Genomic DNA, 16,828 nt, shown 5'->3' with positions numbered 1-16,828 from the left:
GATCGGGGACACATGAAGATCACAGGCATCCGCGCCACCACGGTCACCGTGCCGCTGGAGGCGCCCCTCCTGCACAGCAACGGCGCGCACTGGGGCCGCTTCGTCCGGACGATCGTCGAGGTGGAGGCCGACAACGGCCTGGTCGGGCTCGGTGAGATGGGCGGCGGCGGCCAGAGCGCCGAGGCCGCCTTCCAGGCCCTCGCCCCGCACCTGGAGGGCCACGACCCGTTCGAGCTGGAGGCGCTCCGCTTCAAGATCGCCAACCCGACGGCGAGCCTGTACAACAACCGCACCCAGATGCTCGCCGCCATCGAGTTCGCCTGCCTCGACCTCGTCGGGCAGCACCTCGGCGTCCCGGTGCACGACCTGCTCGGCGGCCGCATCCGCGACTCCGTCCCGTTCGCGTCCTACCTGTTCTACCGCTATCCGGGCGCCGGGGGCTCGCCGGAGGTGCGCACCCCCGAGCAGCTCGTCGAGCACGCCAGCGCGCTCAGGGACGCGCACGGGTTCACCGTCCACAAGCTGAAGGGCGGGGTGTTCCCGCCGGGCCACGAGCTGGAGTGCTACAAGGCGCTCGCCGAGGCGTTCCCCGGCGACCGCTTCCGCTACGACCCGAACTCCGTGCTGAGCCTGGAGGAGGGCCTGCGGTTCGGGAAGGCCATCGAGGACCTGCCCAACGACTACCTGGAGGACCCCGTCCTCGGGCTGGAGGGGCTGCGGCTCGTCCGCGAGCGCGTCAACATCCCGCTCGCCACCAACACCGTCGTCGTGAACTTCGAGCAGCTCGCGGCGAACGTGCTGCGCCGCAGCGCGGACGTCGTCCTGCTCGACACCACGTTCTGGGGCGGCATCCGGGCGTGCGTGAAGGCCGCCGGCGTGTGCGAGACGTTCCAGATCGGCGTCGCCGTCCACTCCTCCGGCGAGCTCGGCATCCAGCTCGCCACCATGCTGCACCTCGGCGCCGTCCTGCCCAACCTCACCTACGCCGCCGACGCGCACTACCACCACCTCGCCGACGACGTCATCGAGGGCGGACCGATGCGGTACTCCGGCGGCAGGATCCCGGTGCCGTCGGGTCCCGGCCTCGGCGTTCGCCTGGACCGTGACAAGCTGGCCGAGTACGCGGAGCTGTACAAGGAGCTCGGCGGCTACCCCTACGACCGCGACCCCGGCCGTCCGGGCTGGTACCCCCTCGTCCCCAACGACCGGTGGGCCGATCCCGACGTCGCACTGCCGCCGCTCGATTAGCCTGCCACGTGTGATTCGTTACGCGACGACCGGCGACGTCCCCGAGATCCTGCGGCTGGTCCGCGAGCTGGCGGAGTACGAGCGCGCCCTCCACGAGGTGAAGGCGACCGAGGACCAGCTGCGGGACCGGCTGTTCTGCGACGACCCCAAGGTCTTCGCCCACGTCGCCGAGCACGACGGCCGGGTCGTCGGGTTCGCCGTGTGGTTCCTCTCGTTCTCCACGTGGAACGGCACGCACGGCATCTACCTGGAGGACCTGTTCGTCGAGCCGGAGTACCGCGGCCACGGCTACGGCAGGGGGCTGCTCACCGAGCTGGCCCGCGTCGCCGACGACCGCGGCTACGGGCGCGTCGAATGGTCCGTCCTGGACTGGAACGAGCCGGCGATCGGGTTCTACAAGGCCCTCGGCGCCGGCCCGCAGGACGAGTGGACGGTCTACCGCCTCACCGGCGACGCCCTCACCCGGGCCGCGCGCTCGTCCGGCGGCTGACTTGCGTCCGGTACCGGGGTACGGACCTACCGTCGGGCCATGGAGATTCACCAGGTGCCGGGACGGCCGGACGACGATGGATGGGCGCCGCGGGCGTGCGCGCTGCCGACAGCCGAGCGGCCGTTGCGGGTGGCCGAGTTCGACGCGCTGTTCGCCGAGGCGGTGACCGCCGTGCGGCCCGCCGGGACGGGCCGGGTGCGGATGGAACTGCGCCCGGACCCGCGGGCGGCCGGGCGGGCCGCCGAGCTCGCCGCCCGGGAGACGGGCTGCTGCTCGTTCTTCACCTTCACCCTCACCGCGACCGGCGGCGCGCTGGCCATGGAGATCAGCACCGGCGACCGCCACGCCGAGGTGCTGGACGCCCTGACGGCCCGCGCCGCCCGGATGATCGCCCCCTGACACGCCGCGAGGGCCGTCCGGCAACGGACGGCCCTCGCGACGAGCTGGACGCGCTCAGCCCTGCTTGGTCTCCCAGAAGATCTTGTCGATCTCAGCGATCTTCGCGAGCAGGTCCTCGGCGGCCTTGCCGTCCATGCTGCCCTTGGTGCCGGAGGCACCCGCCAGCTTGGTCGCCTCGTTGAACAGCTGGTGCAGCTGCGGGTACTTCTCGAAGTGCGGCGGCTTGAAGTAGTCGGTCCACAGCACCCACAGGTGCTCCTTGACCAGCTGCGAGCGCTGCTCCTTGATCAGGATCGCCCGGGCGCGGAACTCCGGGTCCTCGTTGGCGGCGTACTTCTCAATGATCGCCTTCACGGACTCGGCCTCGATCCGGGCCTGCGCCGGGTCGTAGACGCCGCACGGCAGATCGCAGTGCGCAGACACCGTGGTCTTCGGGCGCAGAAGCTTGAGCAACACCTGCGATTCCCTTCCCTCGTTGCGGATCATGCTCAGGTCACCGACATTACTCTTGTGCACCGGGGCCCGTCCGGGCAGGGCACTCGGTAATTCGGCCTAAGACCCGGGCCTTTCGGCCCGGAACCTCTCCAGCAGTGTTTGTGACCGCCGCCCGCCGAAGTATGCGGCCCGACGAGGAGGACCATGCGGATCCGCACCCCCCGCCGTCCGCTGCTGTGGGGCCTCGCCGGCGCGGCGGCGCTCGCGCTCGCGGCGGCGCGCAGGCCGGCGACCGTGGAGGTCACCGGCGACTCGATGCTCCCGGGCCTGCGCCCGGGGGACTGGCTCGTCGTCCGCCCCGGGGCCCGCCCCGCCCCGGGCGACGTGGTCGTGGCCGAGCACCCGGAGCACCGCGGGCTGCTCATCGTCAAACGCGTCGCGCACCGCTCCGCGGACGGCTGGTGGCTGGAGAGCGACAACCAGCGCGCCCGGGGCCGCCGCGACAGCTGGGACTTCGGCCCCGTCCCCGACGCCCTGCTGAGAGGGCGCGTCGTCGCCCGCTACTGGCCGCTGCCGGTGAAGCCGGTGCGGCCCGTGCTCCGGGGCGGGAGCACGGGCCGCGGCGCCGATCGGGCGGCGATCAGATGCGGGCGACGCCCTCTTCGCGGGCCTTGGCGGCGACGGCGGCCGTGACGGCCGGGGCGACGCGCTCGTCGAACGGGCCGGGGATGACGTAGTCGGCGGTCAGGTCGTCGCCGACGATGCCGGCGAGGGCGTTCGCCGCCGCCAGCTTCATCCCCTCGGTGATCGTGTGGGCCCGGACGTCCAGCGCGCCGCGGAAGATGCCGGGGAACGCCAGCACGTTGTTGATCTGGTTCGGGAAGTCGCTGCGGCCGGTCGCGACGACCTTGGCGTGCCGGCGGGCGACCTCCGGGTGGACCTCGGGCGTCGGGTTGGAGAGGGCGAAGACGATCGCGCTGTCCGACATCGTGGCGACGCACGACTCGTGGACGGTGCTGCCGGACAGGCCGATGAACACGTCGGCGCCGCGCAGCGCCTCCTCCGTGGAGCCCTTCAGGTGCGAGCGGTTGGTGATCGCGGCGATGCGCTCCTTGACGGGGTTCAGGCCGTCGCGTCCCTCGTGGATGATGCCCTTGCTGTCCGACAGGGCGATGTCCCCGATGCCCGCCTCGATCAGGATCTGCGAGACCGCGATGCCGGACGCGCCCGCGCCCGCCACGACCGCGCGCAGCTCCGACAGCGGCTTGCCGACGAAGCGCGCCGCGTTGGTGAGGGCGGCGAGCGCGACGATCGCGGTGCCGTGCTGGTCGTCGTGGAAGACGGGGATGTCGAGCGCGGCGCGCAGCCGGTCCTCGATCTCGAAGCAGCGCGGGGCGCTGATGTCCTCCAGGTTGATGCCGCCGAAGCTCGGCGCCATCCGGATCACGGTGTCGACGATCTCGTCCACGCCCGTGCAGTTCAGCGCGATCGGCACGGAGTCGACGTCCGCGAACTCCTTGAACAGCAGCGACTTGCCCTCCATGACCGGCATGGACGCCACCGGGCCGATGTCGCCGAGGCCGAGCACGGCGGTGCCGTCGGTCACGACGGCGACGACCCTGGAGGTCCAGGTGTAGTCGTAGGCCAGCTCGGGGTTGTCGGCGATCGCGGTGCACACGCGGGCGACACCCGGCGTGTAGGCCAGCGAGAGATCGTCCTTGTTGCGGACGGGAATGGTCGAGCGCATCTCCAGCTTGCCGCCGCGGTGCAGCGGAAAGGCCGGATCGTCGTCCAGTGAGGGTGGTTCGGTGGGAATGGGCTCAGCAGCCACAGCGACCCCTGTCTGTGAAAGTTGGCTTTCTTGAGATGCCGCCGCGGTGTGGTCTGGTGTGGCCGGTCACCCGGTGGATCTCGCGACGCACGGGGGTCACCCGTTGTCTGATTGTGCCACAGGGGGTCCCGGCCGCCCGGAGGCCGGGGTGGTGGTGACCGTCACGTGACCGTGCTCGCACGGTCGTGGTTCGATCGCATTGCGTGAGGTAGACCCCGGGAAGGCGCGCTGATCCGGCGCTGCCTCGTTGCGTGATTGTTTCGCACCCTTTATCCAGATCAGGGACGTTGTGCGCCAAACTGTGCACCTGACCTTCGGATCTACGCGGATCCGACGAAACCACCTGGAGGGGGACCAGTGATCACCGGTTCTCTGCGCCGCCGCGCCGTCGCGGCGAGCGCGCTCGTACTGACGGGCGCGCTCGCGCTGTCCGCATGCGGCGACAGCAACGACTCGGGCGACTCGGGCTCACCGGCCTCGAACACGAGCGTGGACAGCAAGCTCGCGGCGATGGTCCCGGCCGCGATCAAGAGCGACGGGAAGATCGCGGTCGGCACCGACGCGTCCTACCCGCCCAACGAGTCCGTCGACCCTGCCTCGCAGAAGATCGTCGGCTGGGACGTCGACCTGTTCAACGCGGTCGCGGCCAAGCTCGGCCTGAAGACCCAGTACAGCAACGCCGGCTTCGACACGATCATCCCCGGCGTCCAGTCCGGCAAGTACGAGACCGGCGTCTCCTCCTTCACCGACACCAAGGAGCGGGAGCAGGCCGTCGACTTCATCACCTACTACTCGGCCGGGACGACCTGGGCCGTGCTCAAGGGCAACCCGAAGGGCGTCAACCCCGACGACGCCTGCGGCAAGTCCATCGGCGTCCAGCAGGGCACGGTGCAGGTCGACGACCTCGCGGCGCGCAGCAAGAAGTGCACCGACGCGGGCAAGCCGGGCATCAAGAGCGTCGTCCGCAAGCAGCAGACCGAGGTCAACAACGACCTGGTCGCGGGCAAGGTCGACGGCATGGCCGCCGACTCGCCCATCGTCGGCGACGCGGTGAAGAAGACCGGCGGCAAGCTGGAGATCATCGGCCAGGCGTACGACACCGCGCCCTACGGCTTCGCGGTCGGCAAGAACTCCGGCCAGCTGAAGGACGCCATCCAGGGCGCCCTGAAGGCGCTGATCGCCGACGGCACCTACAAGAAGATCCTCACCGATGCCGGCGTGGAGAGCGGCGCGATCACCGAACCGAAGATCAACGGAGCGCAGAGCTGATCGCATGACGGTCGACAACGACGCCGGCAAGGGGCGGCCTGAGGCGATCAAGGCCGTCCCCGTCCGGCATCCGGGCCGCTGGCTCGGGGCGGCGGTCGTCCTCGTGCTGGTCGCCATGTTCATCCACTTCCTGCTGACCAGCAAGGCGCTCGACTGGCCGGAGCAGTGGAAGTACCTGTTCTCGGATCCGGTGCTCAAGGGCGTCCGGAACACCGTCTGGCTCACCCTGGCCGCCATGGGCGGCGGCGTCGTGCTCGGCGTCGTGCTCGCGCTGATGCGGCTGTCGGCCAACCCCCTGCTGAGCGGCGCGGCCTGGGTGTACCTGTGGTTCTTCCGCGGCACTCCCCTCTACACGCAGCTGCTCATCTGGGGCGCGATCGGCACGTTGTTCCCGACGGTCGGGATCGGCATCCCGTTCGGCCCCGAGTTCGAGACGTGGAAGACGCAGGAGCTGGTCAACGCCGCGCTCGCGGCGGCGCTCGGGCTGATCCTCAACGAGGCCGCCTACATGGCCGAGATCGTCCGGGCCGGCATCCTGTCGGTGGACGAGGGGCAGCAGGAGGCCGCGAGCGCGCTCGGCATGTCCCGCATGCAGACGATGCGGCGGATCGTGCTGCCGCAGTCGATGCGCGTCATCGTCCCGCCGACGGGCAACGAGGCGATCTCGATGCTGAAGAACACCTCGCTCGTCGCGGCCATCCCGTACTCGGAGCTGACCTTCACCGCGCAGACCATCTACGCCACCACCTACAAGATCGTTCCGATGCTGGTGATGGCCTGCCTGTGGTACCTGCTCATCTCCTCGGTCATGATGATCGGGCAGTACTACCTGGAGCGGCACTACAGCCGCGGCACCAGCAAGGGGGCGGAGGCCAGGCAGCGGCTCCGCTTCCGCGGCGGAGGAGGCGGCCAGTGAGCGGAGGCGAGGACATCGTGGGCGACGCCCCCGTCACCCCGGAACCCGCGGCCGCGAGCGGCGGGCTGATGGTCAGGGCCGAGGCGGTGCACAAGTCGTTCGGGCGGCTGGAGGTGCTGAAGGGCATCGACCTGGAGGTCAGGCCCGGCGAGGTGATGTGCGTCGTCGGCCCGTCCGGCTCGGGCAAGTCGACGTTCCTGCGCTGCATCAACCACCTGGAGAAGATCAACGCCGGGCGGCTGTGGGTGAACGGCCACCTCGTCGGCTACCGGGAGTCGGGCGGCAAGCTCTACGAACTGCGCGACCGGGAGGTCGCCGCCCAGCGCCGCGAGATCGGCATGGTGTTCCAGCGGTTCAACCTGTTCCCGCACATGACGGCGCTGGACAACGTCATGGAGGCGCCCTGCCGGGTGAAGCGGCAGCCGAAGGCGCAGGTCAGGGAGCGGGCCGTGGCCCTGCTCACGCGGGTCGGGCTCGAAGACAAGGTGAACAGCTACCCGGCGCAGCTGTCCGGCGGGCAGCAGCAGCGGGTCGCGATCGCGCGGGCCCTCGCCATGGAGCCCGCGCTGATGCTGTTCGACGAGCCGACCTCCGCGCTGGACCCCGAGCTCGTCGGCGAGGTCCTGGAGGTCATGAAGCAGCTCGCCCTCGACGGCATGACCATGATCGTGGTCACCCACGAGATGGGCTTCGCCCGCGAGGTCGGCGACTCGCTGGTCTTCATGGACGGCGGCGTCGTGGTCGAGGAGGGCACCCCCCGGGAGGTCCTGGCCAACCCGAAGCACCCCCGAACACAGGACTTCCTGTCCAAGGTCCTGTGACGACGGAGCACGCGGCCCGTCCCCGACACGCCGGGGGCGGGCCGTTCGCCGCGCCGGCCGGCGGTTAGTGTGCGTTCATGTTCGCTGTCACGGCCACACAGATCGACGCAGACCATCCGCTGAACGGGCTCACGCTGGGGGAGCGGCCCGATCCCGAGGTACCGGACGGCTGGACGACCGTCACGGTGAAGGCCGCCGCGCTCAACCACCACGACCTGTGGTCGCTGAAGGGCGTCGGCCTGTCCGCCGACCGGCTCCCCATGATCCTCGGCGGCGACGCGGCCGGGGTGGACGAGGACGGCAACGAGGTCATCGTCCACTCGGTGATCGGCGACCCGGACCGGGGCGGCGGCGACGAGACCCTCGACCCCAAGCGGTCGCTGCTGTCGGAGGTCCATCCCGGGACGCTCGCGGAGAAGGTCGCGGTGCCGCGCCGCAACCTCGTCCGCAAGCCCGCCGAGCTGACGTTCGAGGAGGCGGCCTGCCTGCCGACCGCGTGGCTCACCGCGTACCGGATGCTGTTCGGCAAGGCCGGGCTCCAGCCCGGCGGGTCCGTGCTGGTGCAGGGCGCCGGCGGGGGCGTCGCGACCGCGGCGATCGCGCTGGCGGCCGCCGCAGGCCACCGCGTCTACGCGACCAGCCGCAGCGAGGCCAAGCGCAAGCGCGCCGAGGAGATCGGGGCGGACGCCGCCTTCGAGCCGGGCGCGCGGCTGCCCGAGCGGGTCGACGCCGTGATCGAGACCGTCGGCCAGGCGACCTGGTCGCACTCGCTGAAGTCGCTGCGCCCCGGCGGGCGCGTCGTGGTGTCGGGCGCGACCAGCGGGCAGGTGCCGCCCGCCGAGCTGAACCGCGTGTTCTTCCTCCAGCTCCAGATCGTCGGCTCCACCATGGGGACCCGCGACCAGCTGGAGCGCCTCGCGCGGTTCCTGGTCAAGACCGGCGTGCGGCCGCGGATCGACCGGACGCTGCCGCTCGGCCGGGCGCAGGAGGGCTTCGCCGCGATGGCGGAGGGCGACCACTTCGGCAAGATCGTCTTCACCCCGTGACGATGCCGTGACGCCGGGAGGGCAGGCCGTGGCCGGGACGCCCGGTCACGGCTCCCGGCGGAAGATCTCGTCCCGCAGCCGCTCGCGGGTCTCGTCGAGGAGGGCCTGCGCGGCGGCGAGATCGTCGTCGTCCAGGCGGGCCGTCTTCGCGGCCTTGCGGACGTCCTCGACGAACCCGCGCAGCAGGCGCTCCAGCTTGAGGCGGGCGACGTCCTCGCGGGTCCCGGTCGCCGTCTTCCAGGCGTCGTCCCAGTTCTGCCGCCACTCCTCCTTCCACGCCTGCTTCTGCTCCCGCCAGTGCTCCTTCTGCCGGCGCCACTCGTCCTTCTGGCGCTCGGTGGTCTCCTTCCACGCGTCCTTGGACGTGGCCTTGCCCTGGTCGCGCATCGTCCGGGCGGCCTGCGTCAGCTCCTCGCGCAGCGTCCGGACGGTCTGGCGGACGTCCTCCTGCACGCCGCGCGCGAACTCCTGCGCCGAGGCGGAGATCTCCTCCTCCAGCTCGGCCAGCTCGTCCATCCGGCGCTCCAGCTCCTCGCGTCCCTTGTCGGTCAGCGAGTACACCTTCTTGCCCTTGATCACCTCATGGGTGACCAGGCCCTCGGCCTCCAGCCGGGCCAGCCGCGGGTAGATCGTGCCGGGGGAGGGCGAGTACACCCCGAGGAACCGGTCCTGCAGGAGCCGGATCACCTCGTAGCCGTGCCGCGGGCTCTCCTCCAGCAGCTTGAGCAGGTACAGCCGCAGGCGACCGTGGCCGAAGACGGGGCTCACGTCGTCACTTCTCCATTCGGGGTGTGGTGATCTCGGGGGCGTCGTCGTCGCGGCCGAGGAGGGCGATCGTGCCGGACACCGTGTTGACCGCGACCCGCCCCGCGCCGTCCCCCATCCTGCCGGTGACGGAGCGCGAGACGGCGCGTTCCTGCCGGTCGAACGGGAAGGACGTCTCGATCCGCCCGGCGGCCGAGTTCAGCGTCACCTGCGCGCCCGTGGACGCCGGGACGCGCAGCGCCACCTCGCCCGAGACCGTGTTCACCTCGACGCCGCCGCTCCCGGACAGGTCGACGTCGGCGGCGATGCGGCCGCTGACCGTCCGGGCGGCCAGCCGCTCGACGGACGCGCCGGCCAGGGTCAGGTCGCCGGAGACGGACGTGAACGACACCGTCCCGTCCAGGCCCTGCGCCTCGACCGCGCCGGAGACGGTGTTGGCGTCGATCGCGCCCGACACCCCGTCGAGCGTCACCTCGCCCGAGGCGCTCTTGATGGACGTGCGGGCCGTGGTGCCGGTCACCACCGCGTCCGCCGACACCAGGTTGAGGCTGACCGGGCAGTCGTGCGGGACGGTCACGGTGATCGCCGCGCGGACCTTCTGGTTGCGCAGCCAGCCGAGCACGCCCTCCCAGAGCTTCTCGTGGGTGACGGTCAGCATCCCCGCCTCGTGCGTGACCACCAGCGGCGGCCCCTCGACGCCGCCGATCATGATGGAGGGGCGCTCGTCGGAGGCGAGCACCGACACGCTGCCCGCGATCAGCGTGACCCGCAGTGCGACCACGCCGTCGAAGTCGAGGGTGGTCGGTTCGTCGATCGTCCAGCGCGACATCACGATGTGCCCTTCGTGGAGAGGCCTGCCGTCAGTTAACACGATATGTCGCGTCCTCCGGAAGTCAAGACATATCGCGTTTGGCCTCAAGGAGAGGGCCCCGGGCGCCCCGAGAGACCGGCCGGTGCCCTCCACCCCTCCGGCGCTCCGCTCCGGTCACCGGTCAGTCCTCCTCCTCGTCGAGGCGTGCGAGCCAGGTCGCGAGGCGGTCGACGGGGGTCTCGAACTCGGGGTTCAGGTCGACGAACTCGCGCAGCCGACCCGCCAGCCACTCCAGGCTGACCTCCTCGGCGCCGCGCCGGTCCGCCAGCTCCTCGATGCCGCGGTCGGTGAAGTACATCGCGTCCCTCCCCATGGACGCCGAGGGCCCCGGCGCGGTGCACCGGAGCCCTCGGGTCGATCAGTACCGCTCTACTTCTGCTCGCCGAACAGGCGCGCGAGCAGCGCCTCCTGCTCCGCCTGGTGCAGCTTCGCCGAGCCCACCGCCGGGGACGAGGACGCCGGGCGCGACACCCGCGACATCTTCAGCCCCTCGATGTGGCGCGGCAGCTTCAGCGCCATGAACGGCCAGGCGCCCATGTTGGCGGGTTCGTCCTGCACCCAGACGATCTCGACGTCGGCCGGGTACTTGGCCAGCTCCGCCTTGATCTCGTCGACCGGCGGCGGGTAGAGCCGCTCGACCCGCACGACCGCGGTGTCGTTGGCGCCCGCGGCCTGCCGGGCCTTCACCACGTCGTAGTAGATCTTGCCGGTGGTGAGCAGCACCCGCCGCACGCCAGCCGGGTCGACCGCCGGGTCGCTCTCCGGGATGACCGGCTGGAACGCACCGCCGGTGATCTCCGCGACCGGGGACGTGGCCGCCTTCAGCCGCAGCAGCGACTTCGGCGTGAACACGATCAGCGGCTTGTGCCGCCCCGACAGGACCTGCCAGCGCAGCAGGTGGAAGTAGTTCGCCGGCGTGGTCGGGTAGACGACGGTCATGTTGTCCTGCGCGCACAGCTGCAGGTACCGCTCGATCCGCGCGGACGAGTGGTCGGGCCCCTGGCCCTCGTAGCCGTGCGGCAGCAGCAGCACGACGCCCGAGTGCTGGCCCCACTTCTGCTCGCCGGAGGAGATGTACTCGTCCACCACCGACTGGGCGCCGTTGGCGAAGTCGCCGAACTGGGCCTCCCAGCACACGAGCGCGTCGGGGCGGGTCATCGAGTAGCCGTACTCGAAGCCCATCGCCGCGTACTCGCTGAGCAGCGAGTCGTGCGCGTAGAACTTCGAGACGCCCTGCCCGAACTGCTTGAGCGGCGTGTACTCCTCGCCCGTCCTGCGGTCGACGAGCACCGCGTGCCGCTGGCCGAACGTGCCGCGCCGGGTGTCCTGCCCGACGAGCCGAACCGGGTGGCCGTCGATCAGCAGCGAGCCCATCGCCAGCAGCTCGCCGGTCGCCCAGTCGATCGCGTCGTCCTCGATCATCTGGGCGCGGCGCTGCAGGATCGGCTGGAGCCGCGGGTGCGGGGTGAAGCCCTCCGGCAGGCTGACCTGGGACTCGATGATCCGCTTCACGGTCTCCTGCGGGATCGCCGAGCCGGCCTTGCCGTGGTCGATCGGGATGCGCTCCTCGACGTCGGGCTTCACGACCGAGCCCGGTTCGAGGGGCTTCTTCACGGCCTCGCGGGTCTCGGTGAAGGCCCGCTCCAGCTGCTCCTGGTAGTCGCGGAGCGCCTGCTCGGCCTCCTCCACCGTGATGTCGCCGCGGCCGATCAGCGCCTCGGTGTAGAGCTTGCGGACGGACCGCTTGGCGTCGATCAGGTCGTACATGAGCGGCTGCGTGAACGAGGGGTTCTCGCCCTCGTTGTGGCCGCGCCGCCGGTAGCAGACCATGTCGATGACGACGTCCTTCTTGAACGTCTGCCGGTACTCGAACGCCAGCCGCGCCACCCGCGCGCACATCTCGGGGTCGTCGCCGTTCACGTGGAAGATCGGCGCCTGGATCATCCGCGCCACGTCGGTGGCGTACACGCTGGAGCGCGAGTACTCCGGCGCGGTGGTGAACCCCACCTGGTTGTTGATGATCACGTGCACGCTGCCGCCGGTGCGGTAGCCGCGCAGCTGCGACAGGTTCAGCGTCTCGGCCACCACGCCCTGCCCGGCGAACGCGGCGTCGCCGTGGATCAGGATCGGCAGCACGGTGAAGCCGGCCTCGCCGACGTCCAGCAGGTCCTGCTTGGCGCGGACGACGCCCTCCAGCACCGGGTCGACCGTCTCCAGGTGGGAGGGGTTCGCGACCAGCTCGGTGTGGATCTTGGAGCCGTCGCTGCCGACGAAGTCGCCGGACGCCCCGAGGTGGTACTTCACGTCGCCCGAGCCCTGGGCGCTGCGCGGGTCGAGGTTGCCCTCGAACTCGCCGAAGATCTGCCCGTAGGACTTGCCGACGATGTTGGCGAGGACGTTCAGCCGGCCGCGGTGCGCCATGCCGATCACGACCTCGTCCAGGCTGGCCCCGGCCGCCGCCGAGATCACCGAGTCGAGCAGCGGGATGACCGACTCGCCGCCCTCCAGGGAGAACCGCTTCTGCCCGACGAACTTCGTCTGCAGGAACGTCTCGAAGGCCTCGGCGCTGTTCAGCCGCCGCAGCACGTGCAGCTGCTCCTCGCGCGAGGGCTTCTCGTGCGGGACCTCGACGCGCTCCTGGATCCAGGCGCGCTCCTCGGGGTCCTGGATGTGCATGTACTCGATGCCGACCGTCCGGCAGTACGCCATCCGCAGCACACCGAGGATGTCGCGCAGCTTCATCGTCGGCTTGCCGCCGAACCCGCCGGTCGCGAACTCGCGCTCCAGGTCCCACAGGGTGAGGCCGTGCTTGAGGATGTCGAGGTCGGGGTGGCGGCGCTGCTTGTACTCCAGCGGGTCGGTGTCGGCCATGAGGTGGCCCCGGACCCGGTAGGCGTGGATCAGCTCGTGCACGCGGGCGACCTTGGCGACGTCGTCCTCGTGGGTGGCGGAGATGTCCTTGACCCAGCGCACCGGCTCGTACGGGATGCGCAGCGCCTCGAAGATCTCGTCGTAGAAGCCGTCCTCGCCGAGCAGCAGCTGGTTGATGCGGCGCAGGAAGTCGCCGGACTGCGCGCCCTGGATGATCCGGTGGTCGTAGGTGGAGGTCAGCGTCATCACCTTGCTGATCCCCATGCGGGCCAGGGTGTCGCTGGACGCGCCCGCGAACTCGGCCGGGTACTCCATGGCGCCGACGCCGATGATCGTGCCCTGGCCGGGCATCAGCCGCGGCACCGAGTGGACGGTGCCGATCGTGCCCGGGTTGGTCAGGCTGATCGTGGTGCCCTGGAAGTCCTCCAGGGTGAGCTTGCCGCCGCGGGCCTTGCGGACGATCTCCTCGTAGGAGGCCCAGAACTGGCGGAAGTCCAGCGTCTCGGCGGCCTTGATGCTCGGCACCACCAGCTGGCGCGAGCCGTCGCCCTTCTGCAGGTCGATGGCCAGCCCGAAGTTGACGTGCTCCGGCCTGATCAGCACCGGCTTGCCGTCCACCTCGGTGAACGCGGCGTTCATCTCGGGCATCGAGGCCAGCGCCCTGACGATCGCGTACCCGATCAGGTGCGTGAAGGAGACCTTGCCGCCGCGCCCGCGCTTGAGGTGGTTGTTGATGACGATGCGGTTGTCGATCAGCAGCTTCGCCGGGACGGCGCGCACGCTGGTCGCCGTCGGCACGGCGAGGCTGGCCTCCATGTTGCTGGCCGTCCGGGCGGCGACGCCGCGCAGCCGGACCTCCTCGGCGCCCGCCGGGACCGGCGGAGGCGCCGGCCTGTCCCCCTTGGGGGCCGGAGCCTTGGCCGGAGCCTTCGGCGGCGCGGACGGTGGCCGCGGTGTCGGCGGAGCGGCCGCCGAGCCGTTGGCGGCCGTCGGGGCCGCGCCGTCGGCCTGGGGGGTGGCGGACGCAGGCCGGCTGTCCGGCTGGTAGTCCGCGAAGAAGTTCCACCAGGCTTCGTCAACGGAGTTGGGGTCGTCGAGGTACTTCTGGTACAGCTCGTCGACCAGCCACTCGTTGGCGCCGAAATCGGTCAGCATCGGGTCGGCACTAGTATGCGACGACTCTGTCGACACGGCGGAGATCGCCCTCTTCCGCAGCTCGCAGGTAAGTTCTGAGACGCAACAAGGCTACTCGCACTTGCCCCCGCACCACGCCAGCGTGTCGTAACCCCGCCCACACCGCCCCGCCATTGACTGAACCAGCCAAAGGCAGGGCCGTGCCTTTGGCGAGATCTGCCAGGGTCGTCCGGCCGGGCTCAGTGGGTGTGCGGGGCGACCGTCGGGCCCTCGGAAGCCTGGATGAGGACGAAGCCCTGGCCCTGATAGGCGAGCTGCATCGCTTCGCCGCTGCCGCGGCCGATGAGGGCGCTCGCCTTGAAGGTGCGGTTGACGCCGACCTGGAGGCTGGTGCTCCACGCGACGGCGGACTGGCCGTCGGCGAACGTGGGGGCGCGCCCGCAGTCGAGCATCACCGGGGTGCCGTGTGTGGTGAGCGCCACCCAGCCGGTGCCCTGGAGGGTGGTGTTGAACAGGCCGCCCGCGGCGATGCCGGCGCCCTGGACGCGCTGGATGTCGGACTGCAGGTGCGAGTCGTAGGCGAGGATGTTCTTGCCGTTGACGGTGATGCCCTCGTTCTCCAGGTAGAACAGGTGGATGTCGTCGGCGTCGTTGGCGACGAACAGCAGGCCCTGGCCCTTGACGCGCATGAGGGGGACGCCCTCACCGGTCAGGGCCTTCTTCATGAACTTGCCGATGCCGCCCGCGCCCTCGTAGTCGAACTCCATCTGCCCCTGGAAGGCGACCATGGAGCCCTGCCGGGCGAGGACGTCGCCGTTCAGGTGGACCCGGAGCATCTTGGAGTTCTGGAGGGCGAAGTGGCCGGGGAGCTGCTGTCCCTGTTCGAGATTGCCGAAGAACTGGCTGCGCATGGTGGGGTCGTGCCTCTCGTGCGGATTACTGGAGGTGCGCCAGCATAACGAGGGAGACGCGGTCAACGTCCCCGGTCGTGCGGGGCGGTCCAGTCCACGAGCGGACCCTTGGCGACGACGCCGGAGGGGTTGATGTTCCGCTGGGTCACGTAGTAGTGCCGCTTGATGTGGTCGAAGTTCGTGGTCTCGCCGAACGCGGGGATCGAGTACAGGTCGCGGGCGTAGCCCCACAGGTTCTCGAAGTCGGCGAGGCGCCGCAGGTTGCACTTGAAGTGGCCGTGGTAGACGGCGTCGAAGCGCGCGAGCGTCGGGTACAGCCGGACGTCGGCCTCGGTGATCTCGTCGCCGAACAGGTAGCGGCGGGTGGACAGGCGCTCCTCCAGCCGGCCGAGGGTGTCGAACAGGGCGTCGAAGGCCTCCTCGTAGGCGCCCTGCGAGGTGGCGAAGCCGGCCTTGTACACGCCGTTGTTGACGGTGTGGTAGACGAGTTCGTTCAGCTCGTCGATCTCGGGCCGGAGCGCCTCGGGGTACAGGTCGGGCGCGCCGGGGCGGTGGTGGGCGGTGAACTCCGTCTCGAACATCGTGGTGATGTTCGGGAAGTCGTTGGTGACCAGGCGCCCGGTCTCGGTGTCCCAGACGCAGGGCACGGTGTAGCGGCCCTGGAACGCCGGGTCGGTGGACAGGTACAGCTCCGAGAGGAAGACGGCGCCGGTCACCGGGTCGCGGTCGGGGAACCGCCAGCCCCGCTCGTCGCGGATGGGGTCGACGATTCCGACGCCGATCGCGTCCTCCAGGCCGAGGAGCCGCCGCACGATCAGGGTGCGGTGCGCCCACGGGCACGCGTAGGAGACGAAGAGCCGGTACCGCCCGGGCTCGGCGGGCAGGCCGCTCGACCCGTCCGCCGTGATCCGCTCGGTGAACCGGTTCGCCTGCCGGACGAACCGGCCTTCCTCGACCTCCTGCACGCTCATGCCCGTCTCCCTCTGAAGTAGGTGAGGACGGCCCGGAGATTGGCTCCTGCGGGCGATCCGGGTCCGGGAACCTCGCGGCTACCATAACCGTCGGTATCCAGTGTGAAACGGCCGCGACGGCCGACCTGAGGATCGACGAGGTGGCGGGGGTCCATGCTCGAGCAATTCAACGCCCTGGTGGACGGCCTGCCACCGGCGATGATCTACCTGATCATCGCGGCGCTGGTGTTCGCGGAGGCCGCGCTGTTCGTCGGGTTCGTGTTCCCGGGCGAGACCGCGATCGTGGTCGGCGGCGTCCTCGCCAGCCAGCACGTGCTGTCGCTGCCGCTGCTGCTGGTCATCGCGGTGGTCGCCGCGGTCGCGGGCGACTCGGTCGGCTACGAGATCGGCCGCAGGTACGGGCCGCGGCTGCTGGACGTGGCGATGATGCGAAAACACCGGGCGAAGGTCGCGGCCGCGCAGGACCTGATCCGCCGCCGCGGCGCTTTCGCGGTGTTCATCGGACGGTTCACGGCGCTGCTGCGGGCGCTCATGCCGGCGCTCGCGGGCAGTTCGCGGCTGCCGTATCCGAAGTTCCTGCTCTTCAACGTCATCGGCGGCGTCACGTGGGTGGTGACGTTCACGCTCGGCGGCTTCTTCGCGGGCACGGCGTTCGAGCACGCGGCCAAGCTCGCGGGCCGGGGCCTGGCGATCGGCCTGGCGGCCGCGGCCGTCGTCGCGCTGGTGGTGTGGAGCGTCCGCAGGCACCGCCGCGAGGCGCGCGAGGAGACCGGGGCCCAGGCCGCCGAGGACGTCCCCGCGGGCGAGCAGGCGGGCGAGTCGGCGCCGACGCTGCCGTCCTGACGGCGGC

Annotated in this window: 17 protein-coding genes; 9 read left to right on the top strand and 8 right to left on the bottom strand. The window is 70.7% G+C overall.

The genetic code is table 11. From position 1 onward, the window contains the following. The first annotated feature begins 12 nt into the window (after positions 1 to 12). Genes AB0H37_RS28310 through AB0H37_RS28300 form a run of 3 tightly spaced genes read left to right on the top strand, consistent with a single transcriptional unit; the run spans position 13 to position 2,137 of the window. Complete coding sequence (locus AB0H37_RS28310) at positions 13 to 1,248, top strand: enolase C-terminal domain-like protein (RefSeq protein ID WP_360616323.1); 1,236 nt, start codon at positions 13 to 15, stop codon at positions 1,246 to 1,248. Between the two features lie 10 nt (positions 1,249 to 1,258). Next, positions 1,259 to 1,738: a GNAT family N-acetyltransferase gene (locus AB0H37_RS28305; RefSeq protein WP_360616322.1), complete on the top strand. Its 480-nt coding sequence runs from the start codon at positions 1,259 to 1,261 to the stop codon at positions 1,736 to 1,738. A gap of 39 nt (positions 1,739 to 1,777) precedes the next feature. Then, on the top strand, positions 1,778 to 2,137 hold the full coding sequence (locus AB0H37_RS28300) for a hypothetical protein (protein WP_329094333.1): 360 nt from the start codon (positions 1,778 to 1,780) through the stop codon (positions 2,135 to 2,137). A 54-nt stretch (positions 2,138 to 2,191) separates the two neighbouring features. Here the strand turns inward: AB0H37_RS28300 and sodN are convergent, their stop codons facing one another. After that, positions 2,192 to 2,593 carry a superoxide dismutase, Ni gene (gene sodN / locus AB0H37_RS28295; RefSeq protein ID WP_218826240.1) on the bottom strand — a complete coding sequence of 134 codons (402 nt, stop codon included), beginning with the start codon at positions 2,591 to 2,593 and terminating at the stop codon, positions 2,192 to 2,194. Between the two features lie 183 nt (positions 2,594 to 2,776). Here sodN and sodX point away from each other — a divergent pair, with 183 nt between their 5' ends. After that, complete coding sequence (sodX, locus tag AB0H37_RS28290) at positions 2,777 to 3,265, top strand: nickel-type superoxide dismutase maturation protease (protein WP_329094332.1); 489 nt, start codon at positions 2,777 to 2,779, stop codon at positions 3,263 to 3,265. Here the strand turns inward: sodX and AB0H37_RS28285 are convergent. Continuing rightward, positions 3,213 to 4,403, bottom strand: coding sequence for an NADP-dependent malic enzyme (locus AB0H37_RS28285; protein ID WP_329094331.1), 1,191 nt, complete (start codon positions 4,401 to 4,403; stop codon positions 3,213 to 3,215). The two genes, sodX and AB0H37_RS28285, sit on opposite strands and share 53 nt — an antisense overlap. A gap of 357 nt (positions 4,404 to 4,760) precedes the next feature. Here AB0H37_RS28285 and AB0H37_RS28280 point away from each other — a divergent pair, with 357 nt between their 5' ends. The 4 genes from AB0H37_RS28280 to AB0H37_RS28265 all read left to right on the top strand — a co-directional run bounded on the left by AB0H37_RS28280 (position 4,761) and on the right by AB0H37_RS28265 (position 8,455). After that, on the top strand, positions 4,761 to 5,672 hold the full coding sequence (locus AB0H37_RS28280; RefSeq protein WP_179833156.1) for an ABC transporter substrate-binding protein: 912 nt from the start codon (positions 4,761 to 4,763) through the stop codon (positions 5,670 to 5,672). A gap of 4 nt (positions 5,673 to 5,676) precedes the next feature. After that, a complete protein-coding gene (locus AB0H37_RS28275; RefSeq protein ID WP_179833157.1) occupies positions 5,677 to 6,588 on the top strand; it encodes an amino acid ABC transporter permease in 912 nt (303 codons plus the stop codon). A 68-nt stretch (positions 6,589 to 6,656) separates the two neighbouring features. Next, positions 6,657 to 7,409: an amino acid ABC transporter ATP-binding protein gene (locus tag AB0H37_RS28270; RefSeq protein ID WP_329098363.1), complete on the top strand. Its 753-nt coding sequence runs from the start codon at positions 6,657 to 6,659 to the stop codon at positions 7,407 to 7,409. Between the two features lie 77 nt (positions 7,410 to 7,486). Then, complete coding sequence (locus AB0H37_RS28265) at positions 7,487 to 8,455, top strand: zinc-binding dehydrogenase (protein ID WP_360616321.1); 969 nt, start codon at positions 7,487 to 7,489, stop codon at positions 8,453 to 8,455. 45 nt (positions 8,456 to 8,500) lie between these two features. Here the strand turns inward: AB0H37_RS28265 and AB0H37_RS28260 are convergent, their stop codons facing one another. From AB0H37_RS28260 to AB0H37_RS28235, 6 genes are all read right to left on the bottom strand, one after another. Beyond that, the gene (locus tag AB0H37_RS28260; protein WP_329094329.1) at positions 8,501 to 9,223 is read right to left on the bottom strand and encodes a helix-turn-helix transcriptional regulator; all 723 of its coding nucleotides are present in this window, start codon (positions 9,221 to 9,223) and stop codon (positions 8,501 to 8,503) included. A 4-nt stretch (positions 9,224 to 9,227) separates the two neighbouring features. Next, entirely contained in the window at positions 9,228 to 10,049 is an 822-nt protein-coding gene (locus AB0H37_RS28255) for a DUF4097 family beta strand repeat-containing protein (protein WP_329094328.1), read from the bottom strand. Positions 10,050 to 10,212: 163 nt separating this feature from the next. Continuing rightward, positions 10,213 to 10,389, bottom strand: a complete 177-nt coding sequence (locus AB0H37_RS28250) for a DUF6104 family protein (protein WP_179833161.1) — start codon at positions 10,387 to 10,389, stop codon at positions 10,213 to 10,215. A 71-nt stretch (positions 10,390 to 10,460) separates the two neighbouring features. Then, the gene (locus AB0H37_RS28245; protein ID WP_329094327.1) at positions 10,461 to 14,153 is read right to left on the bottom strand and encodes a multifunctional oxoglutarate decarboxylase/oxoglutarate dehydrogenase thiamine pyrophosphate-binding subunit/dihydrolipoyllysine-residue succinyltransferase subunit; all 3,693 of its coding nucleotides are present in this window, start codon (positions 14,151 to 14,153) and stop codon (positions 10,461 to 10,463) included. 182 nt (positions 14,154 to 14,335) lie between these two features. Continuing rightward, positions 14,336 to 15,007 carry an AIM24 family protein gene (locus AB0H37_RS28240; protein WP_179833163.1) on the bottom strand — a complete coding sequence of 224 codons (672 nt, stop codon included), beginning with the start codon at positions 15,005 to 15,007 and terminating at the stop codon, positions 14,336 to 14,338. A 62-nt stretch (positions 15,008 to 15,069) separates the two neighbouring features. Continuing rightward, on the bottom strand, positions 15,070 to 15,978 hold the full coding sequence (locus AB0H37_RS28235) for a glutathione S-transferase family protein (RefSeq protein WP_360616320.1): 909 nt from the start codon (positions 15,976 to 15,978) through the stop codon (positions 15,070 to 15,072). Positions 15,979 to 16,131: 153 nt separating this feature from the next. On the opposite strand from AB0H37_RS28235, the gene AB0H37_RS28230 reads away from it, so the two are divergent. Continuing rightward, positions 16,132 to 16,821: a DedA family protein gene (locus AB0H37_RS28230; RefSeq protein ID WP_329094326.1), complete on the top strand. Its 690-nt coding sequence runs from the start codon at positions 16,132 to 16,134 to the stop codon at positions 16,819 to 16,821. Positions 16,822 to 16,828: the final 7 nt, after the last annotated feature.

Origin of the sequence: Actinomadura sp. NPDC023710 (genome assembly GCF_040639875.1) — a bacterium.
GTDB lineage: Bacteria > Actinomycetota > Actinomycetes > Streptosporangiales > Streptosporangiaceae > Spirillospora > Spirillospora citrea.
Note: the sequence above shows the minus strand (reverse complement) of the source record. Positions and strands in the feature narration are given on the sequence as shown.